Consider the following 17,669-nt stretch of genomic DNA (forward strand, 5'->3'; position numbering starts at 1 on the left):
TTTACCGTGGATGGCTCAACTGCGCGGGCGCGTGTTGCAAGAATGGGGACGGATGTGTTTCCAGGGGTGTTCGCTCCCCTGGGGTGTTCACTTCCCCAGCGGGGCACTTCCTTTACCCGCGAGGCCTAGCCCGCGTGTTCAATCACCAGTTGCACCGACACCATGCCGTTCCAGGTGTTTTGTTCCAGCCGGTAGGCGGCCTGGATGTGTTCGGGCAGCGACTGGTCGTGGCCGAACCAGATGGCGTCAAAGCGTTGGTGGCCGCGTTCCAGTGACAGCTTCAGGTGCTTTTCGCCGACCAGGCGCTGGTTGCGCACGGTGAACTCGTCCAGGAACAAGGGGGCGGCGAAGCCGGCGCCCCACACTTGCTGCTGCAGCATGCCCGCGACGTCGGCGTTGGCGTAGCCGGACTCCAGCGAGCCGTCGGTTTCGATGACGGGTTCGAAGGTGTCACGCCCGGTCAGTTCGCGCACGGCGGCGTCGAACGCGGGGGCGAAGGCCGGGAAGTCCTCGCGGCCCAGGGTCAAGCCCGCCGCCATCGCGTGGCCGCCGAACTTGCGGATCAGGTTGGGATGGCGCTTGGACACCAGGTCCAGGGCGTCGCGCAGGTGCACATCGGGGATTGAACGGCCGGAGCCGCGGATTTCGTCGTCGCCCGCTGGTGCGAAGGCCAGCGTGGGGCGCCAGAACTTTTCCTTCAGGCGCGAGGCCACGAGCCCCACCACGCCCTGGTGCCAGCCGGGGTCGAACACGCACACCGTGGCGCCCGACGCGGCATTGGGTTCTTCCATGGCGGCCAGCGCTTGTTCGCGCATTTCGGCTTCGATGGTGCGGCGCTCGCGGTTGATGTTGTCGAGTTCACGCGCCATTTCCAGCGCCTGGGCTTCGTCATCGGTGGTCAGGCAGGCGATGCCCAGGCTCATGTCGGCCAGGCGGCCCGCCGCGTTGATGCGGGGCCCCAGCGCGAAGCCCAGATCGAAGCCGTTGGCGCTGCGGGGTTCGCGGCCGGCCACGGCGAACAGCGCGCGCAGGCCCGGTTGAAGCCGGCCGCTGCGCATGCGCTGCAGGCCTTGCGTAACCAGCAGGCGATTGTTGGCATCCAGCTTGACCACGTCGGCCACCGTGCCTAGCGCGACCAGGTCGGACAGCGTGTCCAGGCGCGGGCCGCCGTCGGCCGCGTAGACGCCGCGGCGGCGCAGCTCGGCGCGCAATGCCAGCATCATGTAGAAAATGACGCCCACGCCGGCCAGGTTCTTGGACGGAAAACCGCAGCCTGGCTGGTTGGGATTCACGATGGCCAGCGCGTCGGGCAGGGTGTCGCCCGGCAGGTGGTGGTCGGTGATGACGACGCCGATGCCTGCCGCGTTGGCGGCGGCCACGCCGTCCACGCTGGCGATGCCGTTGTCGACCGTGATGATGATGTCGGGCTTGCCGCTGCGGTGGCGGACGGCCAGGTCGACCACGGCGGGCGACAGGCCATAGCCGGTTTCGAAGCGGTTGGGCACCAGGAAGTCGACGTCGGCGCCCATCGCGGACAAGGCGCGCAGGCCGACCGCGCAGGCGGTGGCGCCGTCGCAGTCATAGTCGGCCACGATCAGCATTTTCTTGCCGGATTGCAGGGCGTCGGCCAGCACGCCAGCGGCGTGCGCCGAGTGCGTCAGGCCCGCGGGCGGCAGCAGCGACGGCCAGGCCAGCTTGGTCTGGTCGGGGTGGCTGACGCCACGGGCGGCCCATAGACGGGCCAGCAGGGGATGGATGCCCGAGGCTTCCAGGACGCGGCAGGCATCCAGGTCAGCCGGGCGGATAGTCAAGCGGGGTGTGACCACCAGGCGCTCCAGTTTTTCTTGGGGGGGGGCAGCAAGCCAAGCAGGCCCCCGCGCGGTTTCAGGGTAAGGGCGACCTGGCGGTCGTCGCCCAACAACAGCAGTTCAGCGGGCGTGTCGGGCACGCCTTTCTTGCCGGCCAACGGGCGCAGGTGCTGGGTATCCAGCTTGGCCAGCGCGTCCAGCCAGGCGGACCAGTCGCCGGTGCGCTGCGGGGTGTCCAGCTCGGTCAGTACGCGTTCGGGGCCGGCGGGCGCGATGGGCCAGGACGTGCCGCCGCCATACAGCCACAAGGCGTTGACGGGTGCCAGGCCGCGGGCGGCGCGCGCATCGTTGACGGGATGCTCGTGCCACGCCATCTGTATTTCGTTCAGCAGCCGCCGCCAGGGGCGCGTTTCCGTATCCTGCCGCCACCATTCGTTCAGGCGTTGGCCGGCCACGACCAGCGGTGAAGCCGTGTGCGGACGCAAGCCGTCGGGCAGCCGCAGGCGCCACCGCTGCGGGGACAGGGCCTCTACGGAAAAACCGGTGCCTTCGAACAGCGGGCGCGCCGTGTCCAGCAGCGCGGCGGTTTCTTCGGGCAGCAGGTCCATCTGGGTGGGATCCAGCAGGTTGGCCTGGTCGGCGCCCAGCGCCAGATGGACCAATTCGGCCAGCCAGACGGCCTCGCCAGTGGGCGCGTGGCCGGCGGCCAGCAGCGGCCCCAGGCCGGCGCCTTGCAGCAGGCCGGGTTCGGGCGTGTAGCCCGCGCGGCGCAACTGCCAGGATTCGAAAGCGGTGCAGCCGTGGCCGCGCACGTCGAAGGCGGCGGGGCGCGCCGTGCCGGCCAGCAGCCAGCTGTGCAGCGTGGGTGCGCGTTCGGGCAAGAGCTTGGCAAGCTCGGCGGCAACGGGAAGGGCGGGCAGGGCGCCCGGAATGACGATCAGCATGGCGGGATTGTAGTCCGCGCGCGCCAGGGGAACTAAGCGGTGGTGGCGACTGCCATAGGTTGACACGGCTGGTCGTGGAACCGCACATCCGCGGCGCGATTTCCAGGCCGTTAATGCCATAATGCGCACGTGCTGAAAATACCCTACGAACTCTGGATAGGCGCCCGCTATGCCGGGTTGGCCCGAATCCGCCAGCGACGCGGGCGCCGCGATCGCTTCATCTCTTTCATCGCCGCCAGCTCCATGGCGGGCATCGCGCTGGGCGTCGCCGCTCTGATCGTGGTGCTGTCCGTGATGAACGGGTTTCAAAAAGAAGTGCGCGACCGCATGTTGTCGGTGTTGCCGCACATTGAACTGTACATCCCGGGGGGCTTGCCCGAACGGGTGCTGGAGCAGTGGCGGCAGTTCGCTGACGCGGCCAAGCAGAACCCCGAAGTCAAGGCCGGCGCGCCCTTTGTGGCGGCGCAGGGCATGCTGGTGCGGGGGCAGGCGCTGCGGGGCGTGCAGGTGCGCGGCATTGATCCTGCCACTGAAGGCAACGTGTCCGACCTGCCGCGCCAGATGGTTTCGGGCAAGCTGGCCGACCTGAAGGCGGGCGGCTTTGGCGTGGTGCTGGGCAACGAACTGGCCGACGGCCTGGGCGTGAAGCTGGGCGATACGCTGCTGATGATGGCGCCGCAAGGCTCGATCAGTCCGGCGGGTTTCGCGCCGCGCATGCGCCAGTTCACGGTGGTGGGGGTGTTCTCGTCCGGGCACTATGAATACGATTCCTCGCTGGCGTTCGTCGACAACGAAGACGCCGCGCGCGTGTTCCGGGAAAGCGGCACGGCCGGCGTGCGTCTGCGCATCGCCGACATGCAGAAAGCGCCCGAAGTGGCCAGCGAACTGAAGAAAGTACTGCCGCCGTATGTGATGGCCAGCGACTGGTCGCGCAACAACCGCACCTGGTTTGCGGCCGTGCAGACCGAAAAACGCATGATGTTCCTGATCCTGGCGCTGATCGTGGCCGTGGCGGCGTTCAACCTGCTGTCGTCGCTGGTGATGGCCGTGAAGGACAAGCAGTCTGATATCGCCATCTTGCGCACGCTGGGCGCGGGCCCGGGCGAAGTGGCCCGCATCTTCCTGGTGCAGGGCGCGCTGATCGGCGTCATCGGCACCTTGCTGGGCGTAGCGGGCGGCATTGTCATTGCGTACAACGTGGACGTGATCGTGCCCTTCATCGAACGTCTGCTGGGCGTGCATTTCCTGCCGCGCGAAGTCTATTTCATCAGCGCCTTGCCGTCCGACCCGCAAGTGGGCGATATCGTCACGATTGGCCTGACCTCCCTGGTGCTGTCGCTGCTGGCGACGCTGTATCCCAGCTGGCGCGCATCGCGCCTGCAACCCGCACAGGTGCTGCGCCATGATTGACGCCCCGAATCGTTCCTCTTCGACGCCAGCCTTGCAGGCCGAGAATATCGTCAAGGTCTACGACGAGGGCCCGGCCCGCATCGAAGTGCTCAGCAACGTCAGCCTGTCCGTGGCGCGCGGCGAAATGGTCGCCATCGTGGGCGCGTCGGGCTCGGGCAAGAGCACGTTGCTGCATATCCTGGGCCTGTTGGATGTGCCGACCAGCGGTTCGGTGTCCGTCGATGGAAACCTGGCCGTCGGTTTGTCCGAAGCCAAGAAAAGCGCGGTGCGCAACAGCAGCCTGGGTTTCGTGTACCAGTTCCATCATCTGCTGGCCGAGTTTTCGGCGCTGGACAATGTGGCGATGCCGCTGATCGTGCGCCGTGAAAACCGCGACAAGGCCCGCGAGGCCGCGCGCGAGGTCCTGGCTTTGGTGGGCCTGGCCGCCCGTGAAGACCACTTCCCGGGGCAGTTGTCCGGCGGCGAACGCCAGCGGGTGGCGCTGGCGCGCGCGCTGGTGACGCGGCCGGTGTGCGTGCTGGCCGACGAACCCACGGGCAACCTGGATCGCAACACGGCGCACAAGATGTTCGAGCTGCTGACCCGCGTGAACCAGGAGTCAGGCACGGCGTTCGCTATCGTGACGCATGACCCGGAACTGGCCGCTCGTGCCGACCGCCAATTGCTGATGGAAAACGGCCGGCTGGTATCGGGATAAGGCGATACGAGGGGATAATTCCGACAAGGAGGCCACGCCCATGCTGATCGACACCCACTGCCATCTGGATGCCGCCGAATTCGATACCGACCGCCAGCAGGTGGCCGACCACGCCTGCGGGGCCGGCGTCCAATCCATCGTAATTCCGGCCATCGAGCGTGCCAATTTTCCGATCGTCCGGGACCTGGCCGGCCAGATCGCCGGCGGTGCGTATGCGCTGGGCATCCATCCCCTGTTTGTGCAGCGCGCCGACGATTCCGACCTGGACGTGCTGCGCGACACCATCAAGCAGTCGCTAGGCGACCCACGATTTGTCGCCATCGGCGAGATCGGCCTGGACTTTTTCGTGCCCGAGATCTCGTCGGGCGAACCCCGTGAACGCCAGGAACGCTTCTACGCCGCGCAGTTGGACATGGCCGAGGAGTTCCGCTTGCCGGTGTTGTTGCATGTGCGCCGGTCGCAAGACATTCTGCTGAAGTATCTGCGCCGCCATGGCCGTATCGGCGGCATCGCGCACGCCTTTAACGGTAGCGCGCAGCAGGCCCAGGCCTTCATCGATCATGGTTTTGCGTTAGGGCTGGGCGGGGCCATGACCTACGAGCGCGCCTTGCAGATCCGCCGGCACGCCGTGGACGTGGACTTGGCGCATCTGGTGCTGGAGACGGATGCGCCCGATATCCCGCCGGCCTGGCTGCATCCGCCTCACCGCCGTAATCGGCCCGGGGAACTGGCCCGCATCGCCGGGGTGCTGGCCGAATTGCGCGGCATTTCGCCCGCGCAGGTGGCGCAGGCCACCACCGCCAACGCCATGCGCGTGCTGCCGCGACTGCCGGCCGCCATTCTGGCCGACGCCGACTGACTTCCGTCCCCCGATGTAGGCGACGCGATGACGGCAGTTGTCGTGTGGATGCCTCATATTTCCAAGCGACTACGGCCCGACCAAGACCGGTACCAGCGCGCCGACGGCCAATGCCAATTGGAGCAATTCATACCGCGAGGTGCTGGAAGGCCGTCGCCTGTGGGCGTCGGCGAACATCACCTTCTGATCGCGCGGAAGCCCCGGCTGTTGCCGGGCAGCGTCGCCAGGGCCCCGTCGCGTGCGGGGCCTGTTGCATTCAGGACGCTAGACGAGAAGCGGTAGTTCCATGCGCACGCTAAGGCCCTGCGGCGAGACATTGCGGGCCGAAATCCGGCCCTTGTGCGCCGCGATCGCCGCTTGCGCGATGGACAAGCCCAGGCCGGCGCCCGAGCCCGGCGCCTTCGAGCCGGAGGCAGTTCGGAAGAAGGGCTCAAACAGGGATTCCAGATCGGCGGGCGGCACGCCGGGGCCGCGGTCCTCGATTTCCAGGCAGGCGTCGCGCGCGCCGACCAACAGGCGTACCCGGATCGCGCTGTGCGCGGGCGCGAATCGCACGGCGTTGCGCAGTACGTTTTCGATGGCGCTGGCCAGGCTGTCGCGATCACCGGTCACCGGCACCGGGGCCGGGCTGTCCCAAAGAATGCGCACCTGGTGTTCGCCCGCTTCGTACCGGGCGTCGTCCACGACGGCGGACACGACACCGGCCAGGTCCAGCGCGTCGCTGGGCTCGGGCTGGGCGCCCAGGCGGGCCAGGCGCAACGTATTGCCGACCAGCGTGTCCAGGCGCTCGCATTCGCGTTCGATGCGGTCCAACTGCATGTCCTGGCGCTCGTCCTTGCGCCGCGCCAGTTCGGCGGCCAGGCGCAGCCGGGCAAGCGGCGAACGCAATTCGTGCGCGATGTTATGCAGCAGTTGCTCGCGGGTGTCCACCAATGCCTTCAACCGGTCAGCCATGGCGTTGAAGTCGCGCGCCAACAGGCCAAGTTCGTCCTTGCGTCCGGCCAGCTTGGGGGGCGTCTGCGCATCCAGGCGCCCGGCGGCCAGCGCGTGCGTGGCCTGGCGTAGCTGCGTCAGCGGCGCGGTGACGTGGCGGGTGAGCGCCCAGCACAACGGCGCGGTGACCGCCAACGCGAAAAGCAGTAGCGCCAGCGCCACGGGCGAGAGGCCCAGCACTTCCCAATGCGACGAATCAAAAGGCAGGAACAGCATCAGCAGTTGGGAACCGTCGGGCAGATCGAGCCGCTGCGGCTGCCACCAGGAAACGCGCTCGCCAGCGGGGTCGGGCTGCAGGTAGTCCGCTTGCGTCGACCGATCGGTGGCCGCCCGGTAGGCGGCAAGCCAGTCGTGCGTGCGGGCGGGCAGGGTCCGGCCCAGGATTTCCGTGTCGCGGGCGTCCAGCACGTAGATCTTCAGCGCCGAGTAGCGTCGATCCATGGCTTCAACCCAGCGTTCCAGGCCCTTCATGCCGTGATTGCGGGCGACTTGCCGGGCGTCGTGGGTGAGGCTGGCCGGATTCAGGCCGTCCAGCGAGTTGATGCGATACCAGGCGACCGTCGCGGTGAACAGCATGCCGCACACCAGGATGATGGCCATGGCGCCCCAGAAGGTCAGGAACGCGCGCCAGAAGAGCGACCGGGTGGGTAGCAGCCAGGGCATCAGGCCGCGCCCGCCAGCACATAGCCCAGCCCGCGCAGGTTGCGGATCGACAGCGTATCGCCGGACGTGCCCAGGCGCAGCTTCTTGCGCAGTGTGCTGATGTGGGTGTCGATGCTGCGGTCGTAACGTTCCGGCCGGCGTCCCAACGCATACATGCCGATCTGTTCGCGGGCGACCACTTGCCCGGGGGCGCGCATCAACAGTTCCAGGATGCGCTGTTCGGCCCCCGTCAGCAGAACGTCTTCACCGTCCAGCCGGACCCGGCCGCTGGCGGGGTCCAGCGTCAATGCGCCCAGCGTCAGGCTTGGCGTAGTGGCTTCCGGCACTTCTTCAAAGCGCCGCAGCACCGCGGTGATGCGGGCCTTGAGTTCGCGGGGGCTGAAGGGTTTGGCCAGGTAGTCGTCGGCGCCGAATTCCAGCCCCAGCACGCGGTCGGTCTCGCCGCCGTGGGCGGTGAACATGATGACCGGGCGGCGCGAGCGCCGGCGGTAATGCTTAAGCAGGTCCAGCCCGCTGCCGTCCGGCAGCATCAGGTCAAGCAGCACCAGGTCGTAATCGTGTTGCGCCAGCAGGGCAAGGCCGTGGGCGCCCGTATGGGCCAGCGTAAGCAGGCTGTGATTCGGTTCGAGGTATTCGCGCAGCATCTGTGCAAGCTCGACGTCGTCGTCGATCAGCAGGATGCGGTGCGCGACCGCTGAGTGAGTAAAAGGCATCCGTATTGAGTGTCCAGCACCCGGTAGTCTGGCGCATCGCCATGCCGCCGAGTGTCAAGAAGTGCGAAGAAGATAAAAGTTGTGGAAAGGCGTTTGCCCGCCTCCAACAGCCTCAATTCTAATATGAGAATAGTTTTCATTAAGAAATAAGAGGCGGACTTAGTGTCGCACACAGGGTGCGCCGCGGGTCCGGTACGGGAGAAAGCGGAATCATGAGCAGCAACGATCTGGCCTTGGGCGGCCGCATTCGGGTATCGCGCACGCGGTTGGCGGCGGCGCTCTGCGCGGCGGGGCTGGGCGTGGGCCCGGCGGCGGTTTGGGCGCAGGCGAGCGACTCCCCGAAGACGATGGAAACCGTCGTGGTGACCGCCAGCGGGTTCGAACAGCAGATCAAGGACGCCCCGGCGTCGATCAGCGTCATTACCCGCGAAGACCTGGACAAGAAGTTCTACCGCGACGTGAACGACGCGCTGCTGGAGGTGCCGGGCGTCATCATCACGGGCGGGGGCGACCGCCAGGACATCAGCCTGCGCGGCATGGGCCCGCAATACACGCTGATCCTGATCGACGGCAAGCGCCAGAGTTCGCGGGAAACGCGCACCAACTCGGATTCCGCCGGCGTGGAAGGCGGCTGGACGCCGCCGCTGGCCGCCATCGAACGGATCGAAGTCGTGCGCGGCCCGATGTCGTCCCTGTATGGTTCGGACGCAATGGGTGGGGTGATCAACATCATCACCCGCAAGGTGCCCAACGAATGGGGCGGCGAAATCCGCCTGGACACCACCATCCAGGAAAGCAATAAATCGGGCGACATCTACCAGGGCAACTTCTACCTGTCCGGGCCCATCAAGACCGACCTGCTGGGCTTGCAGATTTACGGCCAGTCGTCGCAGCGGGATGAAGACGATATCGTCAACGGCTTTCGCAAGCGAAATTCGGACAGCGTGACCGCCAAACTGGCGCTGACGCCCAACCGTAATCACGACATCGTGCTGGAAGGCACGACCATGCGCCAGAAGTACGAGAACACACTGGGCAAGACGGTCGCGCCGCAACCGCCGGGCGTCGCATGCGGGCGCAACGGCTGCCCCGCGTCGTCGGAAACGGACTACCGCAGCAACAAATGGGCGCTGTCGCACACGGGGCGCTGGGGCTGGGCAGTGTCGGACAGCTATGTGCAGCAGGAAGAGTTCGACAACCGTTCGCGGCAGATGAAGATCAAGAACCTGAATCTGCAATCCAGCTGGACGCTGCCGCTGGGCTCGCACATGCTGACCCTGGGCGGCACCTACCTCAGCCAGCGCCTGAATGACCAGACCGGCAACCAGTTGGCGGGCGGCCCCAACAAGATCGACCGCTACCAATGGGCGTTGTTCGCCGAAGACGAATGGCGCCTGACCGACAGTTTTGCCGTCACGGCCGGCCTGCGCATGGACGAGGACGAGAATTTCGGCACCCACTTCAGCCCGCGCCTGTACGGCGTGTGGCAAATGGCCGAGCGGTGGACGCTGAAGGGCGGGGTATCGACCGGCTTTCGCGCGCCCGACCTGCGCCAGACGGTGGCGGGCTGGGGGCAGGTCAGCCGCGGCGGCAACATGTACGGCAACCCGGACCTGACGCCCGAAAAGTCGGTGACCGAGGAAATCGGCATTCTGTATGACGACGGCGAAGGCTTCAACGCCGGCCTGACCGTGTTCAACAACGACTTCAAGGACAAGATCACGCGCGTGGGTTGCCCGGCCTCGCAATGCCCCGAAGGCCCGAACCAGTTTGGCGCCAGCCCCACCACCTACATGAACGTGGACAAGGCGGTGTCGCGCGGCGTGGAAGCCAACCTGAAGTTGCCGCTGGGCCGTGACTGGTCGCTGACCAGCAGCTACACGTTCACCAAGTCGGAGCAGAAGTCGGGCCAATACCAGGGCCAGCCCCTGAACCAGTTGCCCAAGCATCTGTTCACCACCACCGTGAACTGGCAGGCATCGGACGCGCTGCAAGCCTGGGCCCGCCTGAACTACCGCGGCAAGGAAAGCCAGCCGATCACCAGCGCGTCGTCTTCCTCGTTCATTGCGCCGTCCTACACCTTTGTGGATCTGGGCGGTTCGTATGCCGTGAACAAGACCGTGTCGGTGTATGCCGGCATCTACAACCTGTTCGACAAGCAGGTCACCTACGACGATTACGAGTTCGTGGAAGACGGCCGCCGCTATTGGCTGGGCGTGGGCGTGAAGTTCTGATCTTGAGACACAAGGGGGGCGCTTGCGTCCCCCGCAACACGAAGAGGTAGCGATGACGATGCAAGCAAACATGGGCCGTGCCCGCCACTGGCTGATCCAGGCGGGCGTCGCCTTGGCGATGGGGGCGGCCACGGCAGTGTGCGCGGCCGGCGCCACCATCCCCGTCAAGCATGCGCGGGGCGAGACCGCCGTGCCGGCCAGCCCGACGAAGACCGTCGTGATGGACATGGCCGTGCTGGACACGATGCATGCGCTGGGCATCGACGTGATGGGCGTGCCGTCGGTCGCCAAGCTGCCGCCCCAACTGGCCCAGTACGCCGACACGCGCTATTTGAAGGTGGGCTCGCTGTTCGAACCGAACTACGAGGTCATCCATGCCGCCCAGCCGCAGGTGATCTTCGTGGCCGGCCGGTCGGCGCCCAAGTATGACGAATTGACCAAGCTCGCGCCCACCGTCGACCTGACCGCCGATCCCAAGGATCTGGTCGGCAGCGTGACGCGCAGCACCGAGACGCTGGCGGCCATCTATGGCAAACAGCCTCAGGCCAAGCTGAAGCTGGATGCGTTGCGGGCGTCTATCGCGGCGTTGCACGGCCAGGCGGCGAACGCCGGCACGGCGCTGATCGTGCTGACCACGGGCGGCAAGATGAGCGCCTATGGCCCGGGCTCGCGCTTTGGCGTGATCCACGACGCGTTTGGCGTGAAACCCGCCGCAACCGGTCTGAACGTATCGAACCACGGCCAGGCGATTTCGTTCGAATTCATCGCGCAGACGGATCCCGATTGGCTGTTCGTCATCGACCGCGACGCCGCGATCGGCCGCGAAGGCGTGTCGGCCCAGCGCATGCTGGACAACGACCTGGTGCGTCCCACCAAAGCGTGGAAGAACAAGCGCGTGGTGTATCTGAACGGCTTCAACTGGTATTTGCTGGGTAGCGCCGGCCTGACGTCCATGCAGCAAAACGTGGACGAAATTTCCGCGGCGCTGGCAGAAGGAAAGTAAGCGGCATGTGTGTTGCACGGATGGGCCGCCGGTGAACTGGCGGCACGCGATCAGCGGTTGGGGCGGCCTGACTGTGGTGCTGGCGCTGTTGGCGGTGCTGTGCGCGGCAAGCGTCAGCCTGGGCGCCGGGCAGTTTTCGGTGGCCGCGCTGTGGGGCGGTGGTGAAGACGCCGAACGCGCTTGGCGTTTTCTGATGGTCAGCCGCGTGCCGCGCACCGTGGCGTTGCTGCTGGCCGGCATGTCGCTGGCGGTGGCGGGCCTGATCATGCAGATGCTGGTGCGTAACCGCTTCGTCGAACCTACGACGGCCGGCACGGTCGAGTCCGCCACGTTAGGCATCCTGGTGATCACCTTGCTTGCGCCGGACGCGCCCGTGATCGGCAAGATGCTGACCGCCACGGTCTTTGCGCTGGCGGGCACGTTGCTGTTCCTGGCGCTGCTGCGCCGCGTGCCGTTGCGCACGCCCTTCATCGTCCCGCTGATCGGCTTGATCCTGGGGGGCGTGATCCATGCGGTGACCACCTTCGCGGCGTTCCGGTTCGATCTGCTGCAATCGCTGCACGCCTGGACCACGGGCGACTTCTCGGGCGTGTTGCGCGGCCGCTATGAGTTGTTGTGGATCGGCTTTGCGCTCGCGTGCGCGGCCTATGCCGCGGCCGACCGCTATACCGTGGCAGGCATGGGACGGGAATTCGCCGCTAACCTGGGGCTGAACCACGCCCGGTTGACCCTGGTCGGCCTGCTGATCGTGTCCGCGATTTCCGCGGTGGTGGTGGTGACGGCGGGCGGCATTCCGTTCCTGGGCCTGATCGTGCCCAACGCGGTGAGCCTGCTGCTGGGCGACAACATGCGCCGGTCCATCCCATGGGCGGCCGCGCTGGGCGGCGTCTTCGTGCTGGCTTGCGACATCATCGGCCGGCTGGTGATCCACCCCTACGAAATCCCGATCGGCACCGTCGTGGGTGTACTGGGCAGCATCCTGTTCCTGTGGCTGTTGCGCACGCGGAGGAACCGCCTTGGCTGATAGCTTGCTTGTCGCGACCCGGCAGCCGGCCCGACGCGCGCCGCAGCCCCTGCGTCTGATGTGGCTGGGCGCGGCCGCCCTGGCGTGCATGGTCGCGTTCATGACCTTGGGCGCCAACGGCCAGTGGTCGTTCGTGATTCCGTTTCGCGGTGGCAAACTGGCGGCGATGCTGTTGGTGGCATATGCCGTGGCGGTGTCGTCGGTGCTGTTTCAGACCATCACGCACAACCGCATCCTGACGCCCGCGATCATGGGCTTCGATGCGCTGTATCTGCTGATCCAGGCCGTTGTCGTGTTCGGCTTCGGGCAAGCGGCTACCGCCGCGAACCATCCGGTGGCGGCCTTCCTGCTGGAAGTCGGTGCCATGACCGCGTTTGCCTGCCTGTTGTTTCGCTGGCTGTTTTCGGATGCGGTCCGCAGTCTGCACCTGATGATGCTGGTGGGCATCGTTTTCGGGCTGCTGTTTCGCAGCCTGTCCAATTTCGTGGTGAGGCTGATCGACCCCAACGAGTTCCTGGTGCTGCAGGACCGCATGTTCGCCAGCTTCAATTCGGTGCGCGTGCCGTTGCTGCCGATCGCGCTGGGCGCCGTGTGCGTGGCGACCCTGCTGGTCTGGCGCATGCGCCATCGCTACGACGTGCTGGCGCTGGGCCGCGAGATCGCGTTGAACCTGGGGGTGGATTACCGCCGCAGCCTGATGCTGACCCTGGCCGCGATTGCCGTGCTGGTGTCCGTGTCGACGGCGCTGGTCGGGCCCGTGACCTTCTTCGGCCTGCTGGTCAGCAACCTGGCGTATCAGGCGATGGGGTCCGACAAACACCGGTACACGATTCCCGCGGCGACCTTCCTGAGCGTCATTTTCCTGGTGGGCGGCCAGACGCTGCTGGAACGCGTGCTGGGACTGAACACCACGGTCAGCGTCGTGATTGAATTCGTGGGCGGCGTGATGTTCCTCTTCCTGATCCTGCGCAAGGGGCGCCGATGATAGAAATTCGACAACTCAGCAAGCATTATGGCGACAGCGTGGTCGTCGACGACGTCAACCTGGACCTGCCGGCCAACGGCGTCACCGCCATCATCGGACCGAACGGCGCCGGCAAATCGACATTGCTGTCGATGATCAGCCGCTTGCTGCCGATGTCGGCCGGGCACGTCCGGGTGGACGCGCTAAACGTGACGACCTCCGACAGCCGTGAACTGGCGCGCCGGCTGTCCATTCTGCGCCAGGATAATCACTTGCCGCTGCGGCTGACGGTGCGCGACCTGGTCGCGTTCGGCCGCTACCCGCATACCGGCGGGCGCCTGACGCTTGAGGACAAAACGCACATCGATCGCGCCATCGCCTATCTGGACCTGGAACCGCTGGCGGACCGTTATCTGGACGAAATGTCCGGTGGCCAGCGCCAGCGCGCGTTCGTGGCGATGGTGCTGTGCCAGGACACGCGCTACGTGCTGCTCGACGAGCCGCTGAACAGCCTGGATATGAAGCATGCGGTGGCCATGATGGGCACCTTGCGCCGCGCGGCCGACGAACTGGGCAAGACGGTGGTGCTGGTGCTGCACGACATCAACTTTGCGTCCAGCTATGCGGACCGCATCGTGGCGATGCGGCAGGGGCGTATCGCGCATTTGGGCACGCCGGCGGAATTGATCCGTTCCGACGTGCTGAGCCCGTTGTACGAATTGCCGATCGACGTCCACGACATCGGCGGCAAGCGGATCTGTGTGTATTACCGGTAGGGGCGGGCGGTTTTCAACGCGATACCGTCGGCCCCGCTGGCGCAGTCAGCGTGCGGGATCCGCGCTGGCGACCAGGCCGGCCTGGCGTGCGGCGCGGTGGCGGCGTTCCAGCATGACGGCCCACAGCCACAAGGGCATGCTGCCGATGGCCAGCAGGCTGCCCACCCAGCCGGTGGAAGTCCAGCCAAATCCAGCGGCAATCGCCAGACCGCCCAGGAAGGGGCCCAGCGCGTTGGCCGTATTGAAGGCCGAATGGTTCAGCGCCGCGGCCAGGCCCTGGGCATCGCCCGCGACATCCATCAGGCGCGTCTGCAACACGGTGCCCAGCGCGCCGCCCACGCCGACCAGGAACACGTTCAGCGTGATCAGCCAGACGTTGTGGGCCATCAGCGGGAATAGCGCCAGCACCACGGCGGACCACAGCAGCAACAGGCCGGCGGTGCGCATGACTGCGCGGTCGGCAAAGACCGGCACCACCATGTTGCCCACCGTCAGGCCGACGCCGAACGCGCTGAGCACGAACGGCACCGTCGTGGGCGCCACTTGCGTGACGGCGGTCAACGTGTCGGCCAGATAGGTGTAGATCGAGAACAGGCCGCCGAAGCCCACCGCCCCGATCGCCAGCGTGATCCAGACCTGGCCGCGGCCCAGCGCGCTCAGTTCGCGCAGCGGGCTGGCCTTGTGGTCCGCCGGCGTGTCGGGCGCATAGACCGCCACGCTGATCATGGTCAGCACCGCCAGCAGGGACACCAGGCCGAAACTCCAGCGCCAGCCGATGACCTGGCCCAGCCAGTTGGCCATCGGGACGCCCACGATGGTCGCCACCGTTAGGCCCAGGAACACGCGGCCCACGGCCACGGTGCGGCGGTTGGCAGGGACCAGCGAACTGGCTACCAGCGACGCGATGCCGAAGTACGCGCCGTGCGGCAGCCCGCTCAGAAAGCGGAAAAACAGCATCCAGTGATAGTCGGGCGCGATCGCGCTGAGGCCGTTGCCGATGGCGAAGAGGCCCATCAGCGCGATCAGCAACCGGCGGCGAGGCATCTTGGCGCCGAGCACGGCAAGGATCGGCGCGCCGACCACCACGCCCAGCGCATAAGCGCTGATGACGTGGCCCGCGGTGGGCGCGTCGATGCCCAGCGACTGGGAGAAATAGGGCAGCAGGCTCATCGTGGCGAACTCGGTGGTTCCGATGGCGAAGCTGCCGACAGCAAGGGCAAGCAGCACCAGCGCGGGCCGGTGCTGCGGGGAAGCAGGGTGGGACATGTGACTAAAAGAGGGGATTCGCTGAAATGTTGCGACGCAACAGCACTATTGTAAGCACCCCAAGCTGTCATTTAAATGTCTACGCACCTGAACGTGGGCCTGGGGCGCCCCGGCATCCGGGCGCCCCAGGGGCCAGCAGGCGCGGTTACTGGCTGAGATCCACGGCGTAGCGCGACAGCTGTGTCGTGGCGTCCGGTGTGGCGTCATGCACCGACACGTTGGTGACGCCATGCGCCACGGCCATGGGCAAGGTGCCGGGGACGGACCAGAACAGGACGGGGCCAGCCAGCGCGCCCAATTGCTTGAAGCGCCAGCTGCGGTCCAGGCCGTAAGTCGCCAGGTCCAGCGTGGGGTTCTTCTTGATGTAGTTGATCAGCACATCCCGGCTGGCGTCCGGGGCTTGCAGCACGATGTCGCCCTTGCCTCCCGCCAAACCCGGGAAGTCGCCGCCGCCGCTGGCGCGGTAGTTGTTGGTGACGACCAGGAACTGCGCGGCAGGATCCAGCGGCGCGCCCTGATAGGTCAGCCCCGAAATGCGTGAACCCTTGGGTTGGCTGACGTCGATCTGGTAGGTCAGCGCATTGCCCGCGGCGTATAGCACGTCGAAGTTGAACGTGGGGAAGCTGGTGTCGACGAGGTCTTGGGGGGCGACCTGGGTGGGGTCGATCTGCTTGAACTGTTCGGCCGTCTTTTCCAGCCACAGGCGGACGGTGTCGCCGGTGACCCGCACGACCTGCAGCGTGTTGGGGTACAGGTAGAGATCGGCGGCGTTGTTGATTGCCACATTGCCTTGCTTCACGAACGTGAAATCGCCCGGGCCGTTGCGCCCGCCCTTGAACGGCGCGGCGGCCGACAGGATGGGCAGGTGACCGTACGACGGGTTGTTCTTGGCGATGTAGTCCGTCAGGTAGTCGATCTGCGCCATGTTCACGATCTGCAGGGCCGACACGTCGCCCGTCAGCGCGTAATAGGTGGCCATGTCGAACTGGCTTTGCCCGATCGGCGTTTTCACGTACGCGATCGTGGCGGCGTGTTCGGCTTGCACCAGTTGCTGCACGGCGGAGTCCGAGGCGACATAGGTCGCCGGCGTGGCGCCGCTTTGCGCGGTCAGACGCGTGGAGATGCGTTGGACCGTGGTGGCGTCCTTTTGCACCTTCCAGCCCTTGTCATACGCGAGCTTCAGCGTGATCTGGCCCAGGTTGTTGCCCCATTGGCCGGCCTGCACCGCGGGCACGCCGTTAATCAGGCCTTTCTCCAGGTCAATGCCGGCCTGCCCCCGGAACGGCGACGTGGCGCTGGTGTCGGGGAACAACAGATGCTGGTGGCCGGTGATCAGGGCGTCGATCCCCGGGACCTGGCTCAGATAACCGGCGCCATTCTCCATTGACGGGCTGTAGGCGGTCTTCATGTCGATGCCGCCATGCGCCAGCGCCACGATCAGATCGGCGCCCGCGGCCTTCATTTCGGGCACGAAACGCTGCGCGGATTCCTTCCAGCCGGTGACTTCGACGTGGCCTTCCAGGTTGGCCTTGTCCCATTGCAGGATGGGCGGAGGCGCGAAACCGATGACGCCGACTTTCAGCGGCACATCGATTGTCTTGCCGTTGGCATCCGTGGCCTTGAAGGTCTTTTCCAGCAGTACCCAGGGCTTGAAAATGGGCTGCTTGCTGGCCGCCGACACGACGTTGGCCGAGACGAAGGGAAAGCCGGGCGCCGCGCAGTCCTTGGCGCCCGCCGGATTGGTCTGCGCCGTCCCCTTGCCGATGCCGGCCAGGCCGAAGTCCACGTTCGTGATCTGCGACAGGAAGGGCAGGCCATAGTTGAATTCGTGGTTGCCCATCGTGCCCGCGTCATAGGCCAGCAGTTTCATCTGCTTGTAGATCGCGATCATGTCCGAGCACTGCACGGGCGATACCAGCGCCTGGTAGTCGGACAGGGCGGTGCCCTGGATGGTGTCGCCGTTGTCGAACAACAGCGTGTTGGCGTGCTGCTTGCGGGCGTTGGCGATCAGCGTGGCCGTCCGGTCCACGCCATAGCTCTTGTCTTCCGTCAGCTTGTAGTAGTCGTAGCCCAGCACGTTGGCGTGCAGGTCGGTGGTGGCAAGAATCGCCAGGTCCAGCGCGGCGCCTTGGGGCACGCTGACTTCGGGCGGGGGCGTGCTGGTGCCCGCATCATCGTCGTCGTCATCGCCGCCGCAAGCCGCCAAGCCGGCCGCAAGCGCCAGGCTGGCGGACAGCGCAAAGAGTTTTCGTGTGTGTGGCTTCACCGTCTTTCCTCCGGGTTTGAAGGAAATCGATTTTGGGGACAGTGTGTGA

General features: G+C 66.3%; 14 protein-coding genes. 8 read left to right on the forward strand and 6 right to left on the reverse strand.

Annotated features, from left to right (window positions below; all coding sequences use genetic code 11):
- Window positions 1–125 precede the first annotated feature (125 nt).
- Together recJ and CQ050_RS15400 are read right to left on the reverse strand one after the other, a co-directional pair.
- Window positions 126–1,826, reverse strand: coding sequence for a single-stranded-DNA-specific exonuclease RecJ (recJ, locus tag CQ050_RS15395; RefSeq protein WP_105557698.1), 1,701 nt, complete (start codon window positions 1,824–1,826; stop codon window positions 126–128).
- Window positions 1,808–2,752 (reverse strand): hypothetical protein, encoded by a 945-nt coding sequence (locus CQ050_RS15400; RefSeq protein WP_105557793.1) that lies wholly within the window; start codon window positions 2,750–2,752, stop codon window positions 1,808–1,810. Before CQ050_RS15400 ends, recJ begins: the two co-directional genes overlap by 19 nt.
- 177 nt (window positions 2,753–2,929) lie before the next feature.
- Here CQ050_RS15400 and CQ050_RS15405 point away from each other — a divergent pair, with 177 nt between their 5' ends.
- Genes CQ050_RS15405 through CQ050_RS15415 form a run of 3 tightly spaced genes read left to right on the forward strand, consistent with a single transcriptional unit; the run spans window position 2,930 to window position 5,718 of the window.
- The gene (locus tag CQ050_RS15405; protein WP_233214089.1) at window positions 2,930–4,162 is read left to right on the forward strand and encodes a lipoprotein-releasing ABC transporter permease subunit; all 1,233 of its coding nucleotides are present in this window, start codon (window positions 2,930–2,932) and stop codon (window positions 4,160–4,162) included.
- The gene (locus CQ050_RS15410) at window positions 4,155–4,859 is read left to right on the forward strand and encodes an ABC transporter ATP-binding protein (RefSeq protein WP_105557700.1); all 705 of its coding nucleotides are present in this window, start codon (window positions 4,155–4,157) and stop codon (window positions 4,857–4,859) included. The genes CQ050_RS15405 and CQ050_RS15410 overlap by 8 nt, the downstream gene beginning before the upstream one ends.
- Before the next feature lie 40 nt (window positions 4,860–4,899).
- Window positions 4,900–5,718, forward strand: a complete 819-nt coding sequence (locus tag CQ050_RS15415; protein WP_105557701.1) for a TatD family hydrolase — start codon at window positions 4,900–4,902, stop codon at window positions 5,716–5,718.
- 264 nt (window positions 5,719–5,982) lie between these two features.
- On the opposite strand, the gene CQ050_RS15420 is transcribed toward CQ050_RS15415, so the two are convergent.
- On the reverse strand, window positions 5,983–7,374 hold the full coding sequence (locus tag CQ050_RS15420; protein WP_105557702.1) for a HAMP domain-containing sensor histidine kinase: 1,392 nt from the start codon (window positions 7,372–7,374) through the stop codon (window positions 5,983–5,985).
- Complete coding sequence (locus tag CQ050_RS15425; protein WP_105557703.1) at window positions 7,374–8,087, reverse strand: response regulator transcription factor; 714 nt, start codon at window positions 8,085–8,087, stop codon at window positions 7,374–7,376. Before CQ050_RS15425 ends, CQ050_RS15420 begins: the two co-directional genes overlap by 1 nt.
- A 212-nt stretch (window positions 8,088–8,299) precedes the next feature.
- Here CQ050_RS15425 and CQ050_RS15430 point away from each other — a divergent pair, with 212 nt between their 5' ends.
- The 5 genes from CQ050_RS15430 to CQ050_RS15450 are packed head-to-tail and all read left to right on the forward strand — an operon-like array spanning window position 8,300 to window position 14,088.
- Window positions 8,300–10,321, forward strand: coding sequence for a ligand-gated channel protein (locus CQ050_RS15430; RefSeq protein WP_105557704.1), 2,022 nt, complete (start codon window positions 8,300–8,302; stop codon window positions 10,319–10,321).
- 52 nt (window positions 10,322–10,373) lie between these two features.
- Entirely contained in the window at window positions 10,374–11,324 is a 951-nt protein-coding gene (locus tag CQ050_RS15435; protein WP_105557705.1) for a siderophore ABC transporter substrate-binding protein, read from the forward strand.
- Between the two features lie 31 nt (window positions 11,325–11,355).
- A complete protein-coding gene (locus CQ050_RS15440) occupies window positions 11,356–12,348 on the forward strand; it encodes an ABC transporter permease (protein WP_105557706.1) in 993 nt (330 codons plus the stop codon).
- A 58-nt stretch (window positions 12,349–12,406) separates the two neighbouring features.
- Window positions 12,407–13,333 carry an iron chelate uptake ABC transporter family permease subunit gene (locus CQ050_RS15445; protein ID WP_199196829.1) on the forward strand — a complete coding sequence of 309 codons (927 nt, stop codon included), beginning with the start codon at window positions 12,407–12,409 and terminating at the stop codon, window positions 13,331–13,333.
- Window positions 13,330–14,088, forward strand: a complete 759-nt coding sequence (locus CQ050_RS15450) for an ABC transporter ATP-binding protein (RefSeq protein WP_105557707.1) — start codon at window positions 13,330–13,332, stop codon at window positions 14,086–14,088. Before CQ050_RS15445 ends, CQ050_RS15450 begins: the two co-directional genes overlap by 4 nt.
- A 45-nt stretch (window positions 14,089–14,133) precedes the next feature.
- Here CQ050_RS15450 and CQ050_RS15455 read toward each other — a convergent pair whose 3' ends face one another.
- Both CQ050_RS15455 and CQ050_RS15460 read right to left on the reverse strand, forming a co-directional pair.
- Window positions 14,134–15,354, reverse strand: coding sequence for an MFS transporter (locus CQ050_RS15455; RefSeq protein ID WP_105557708.1), 1,221 nt, complete (start codon window positions 15,352–15,354; stop codon window positions 14,134–14,136).
- Between the two features lie 145 nt (window positions 15,355–15,499).
- Window positions 15,500–17,620 (reverse strand): 5'-nucleotidase C-terminal domain-containing protein, encoded by a 2,121-nt coding sequence (locus CQ050_RS15460; protein WP_199196825.1) that lies wholly within the window; start codon window positions 17,618–17,620, stop codon window positions 15,500–15,502.
- Window positions 17,621–17,669: the final 49 nt, after the last annotated feature.

The organism is Achromobacter sp. MYb9 (assembly GCF_002975275.1).
GTDB lineage: Bacteria > Pseudomonadota > Gammaproteobacteria > Burkholderiales > Burkholderiaceae_B > Achromobacter.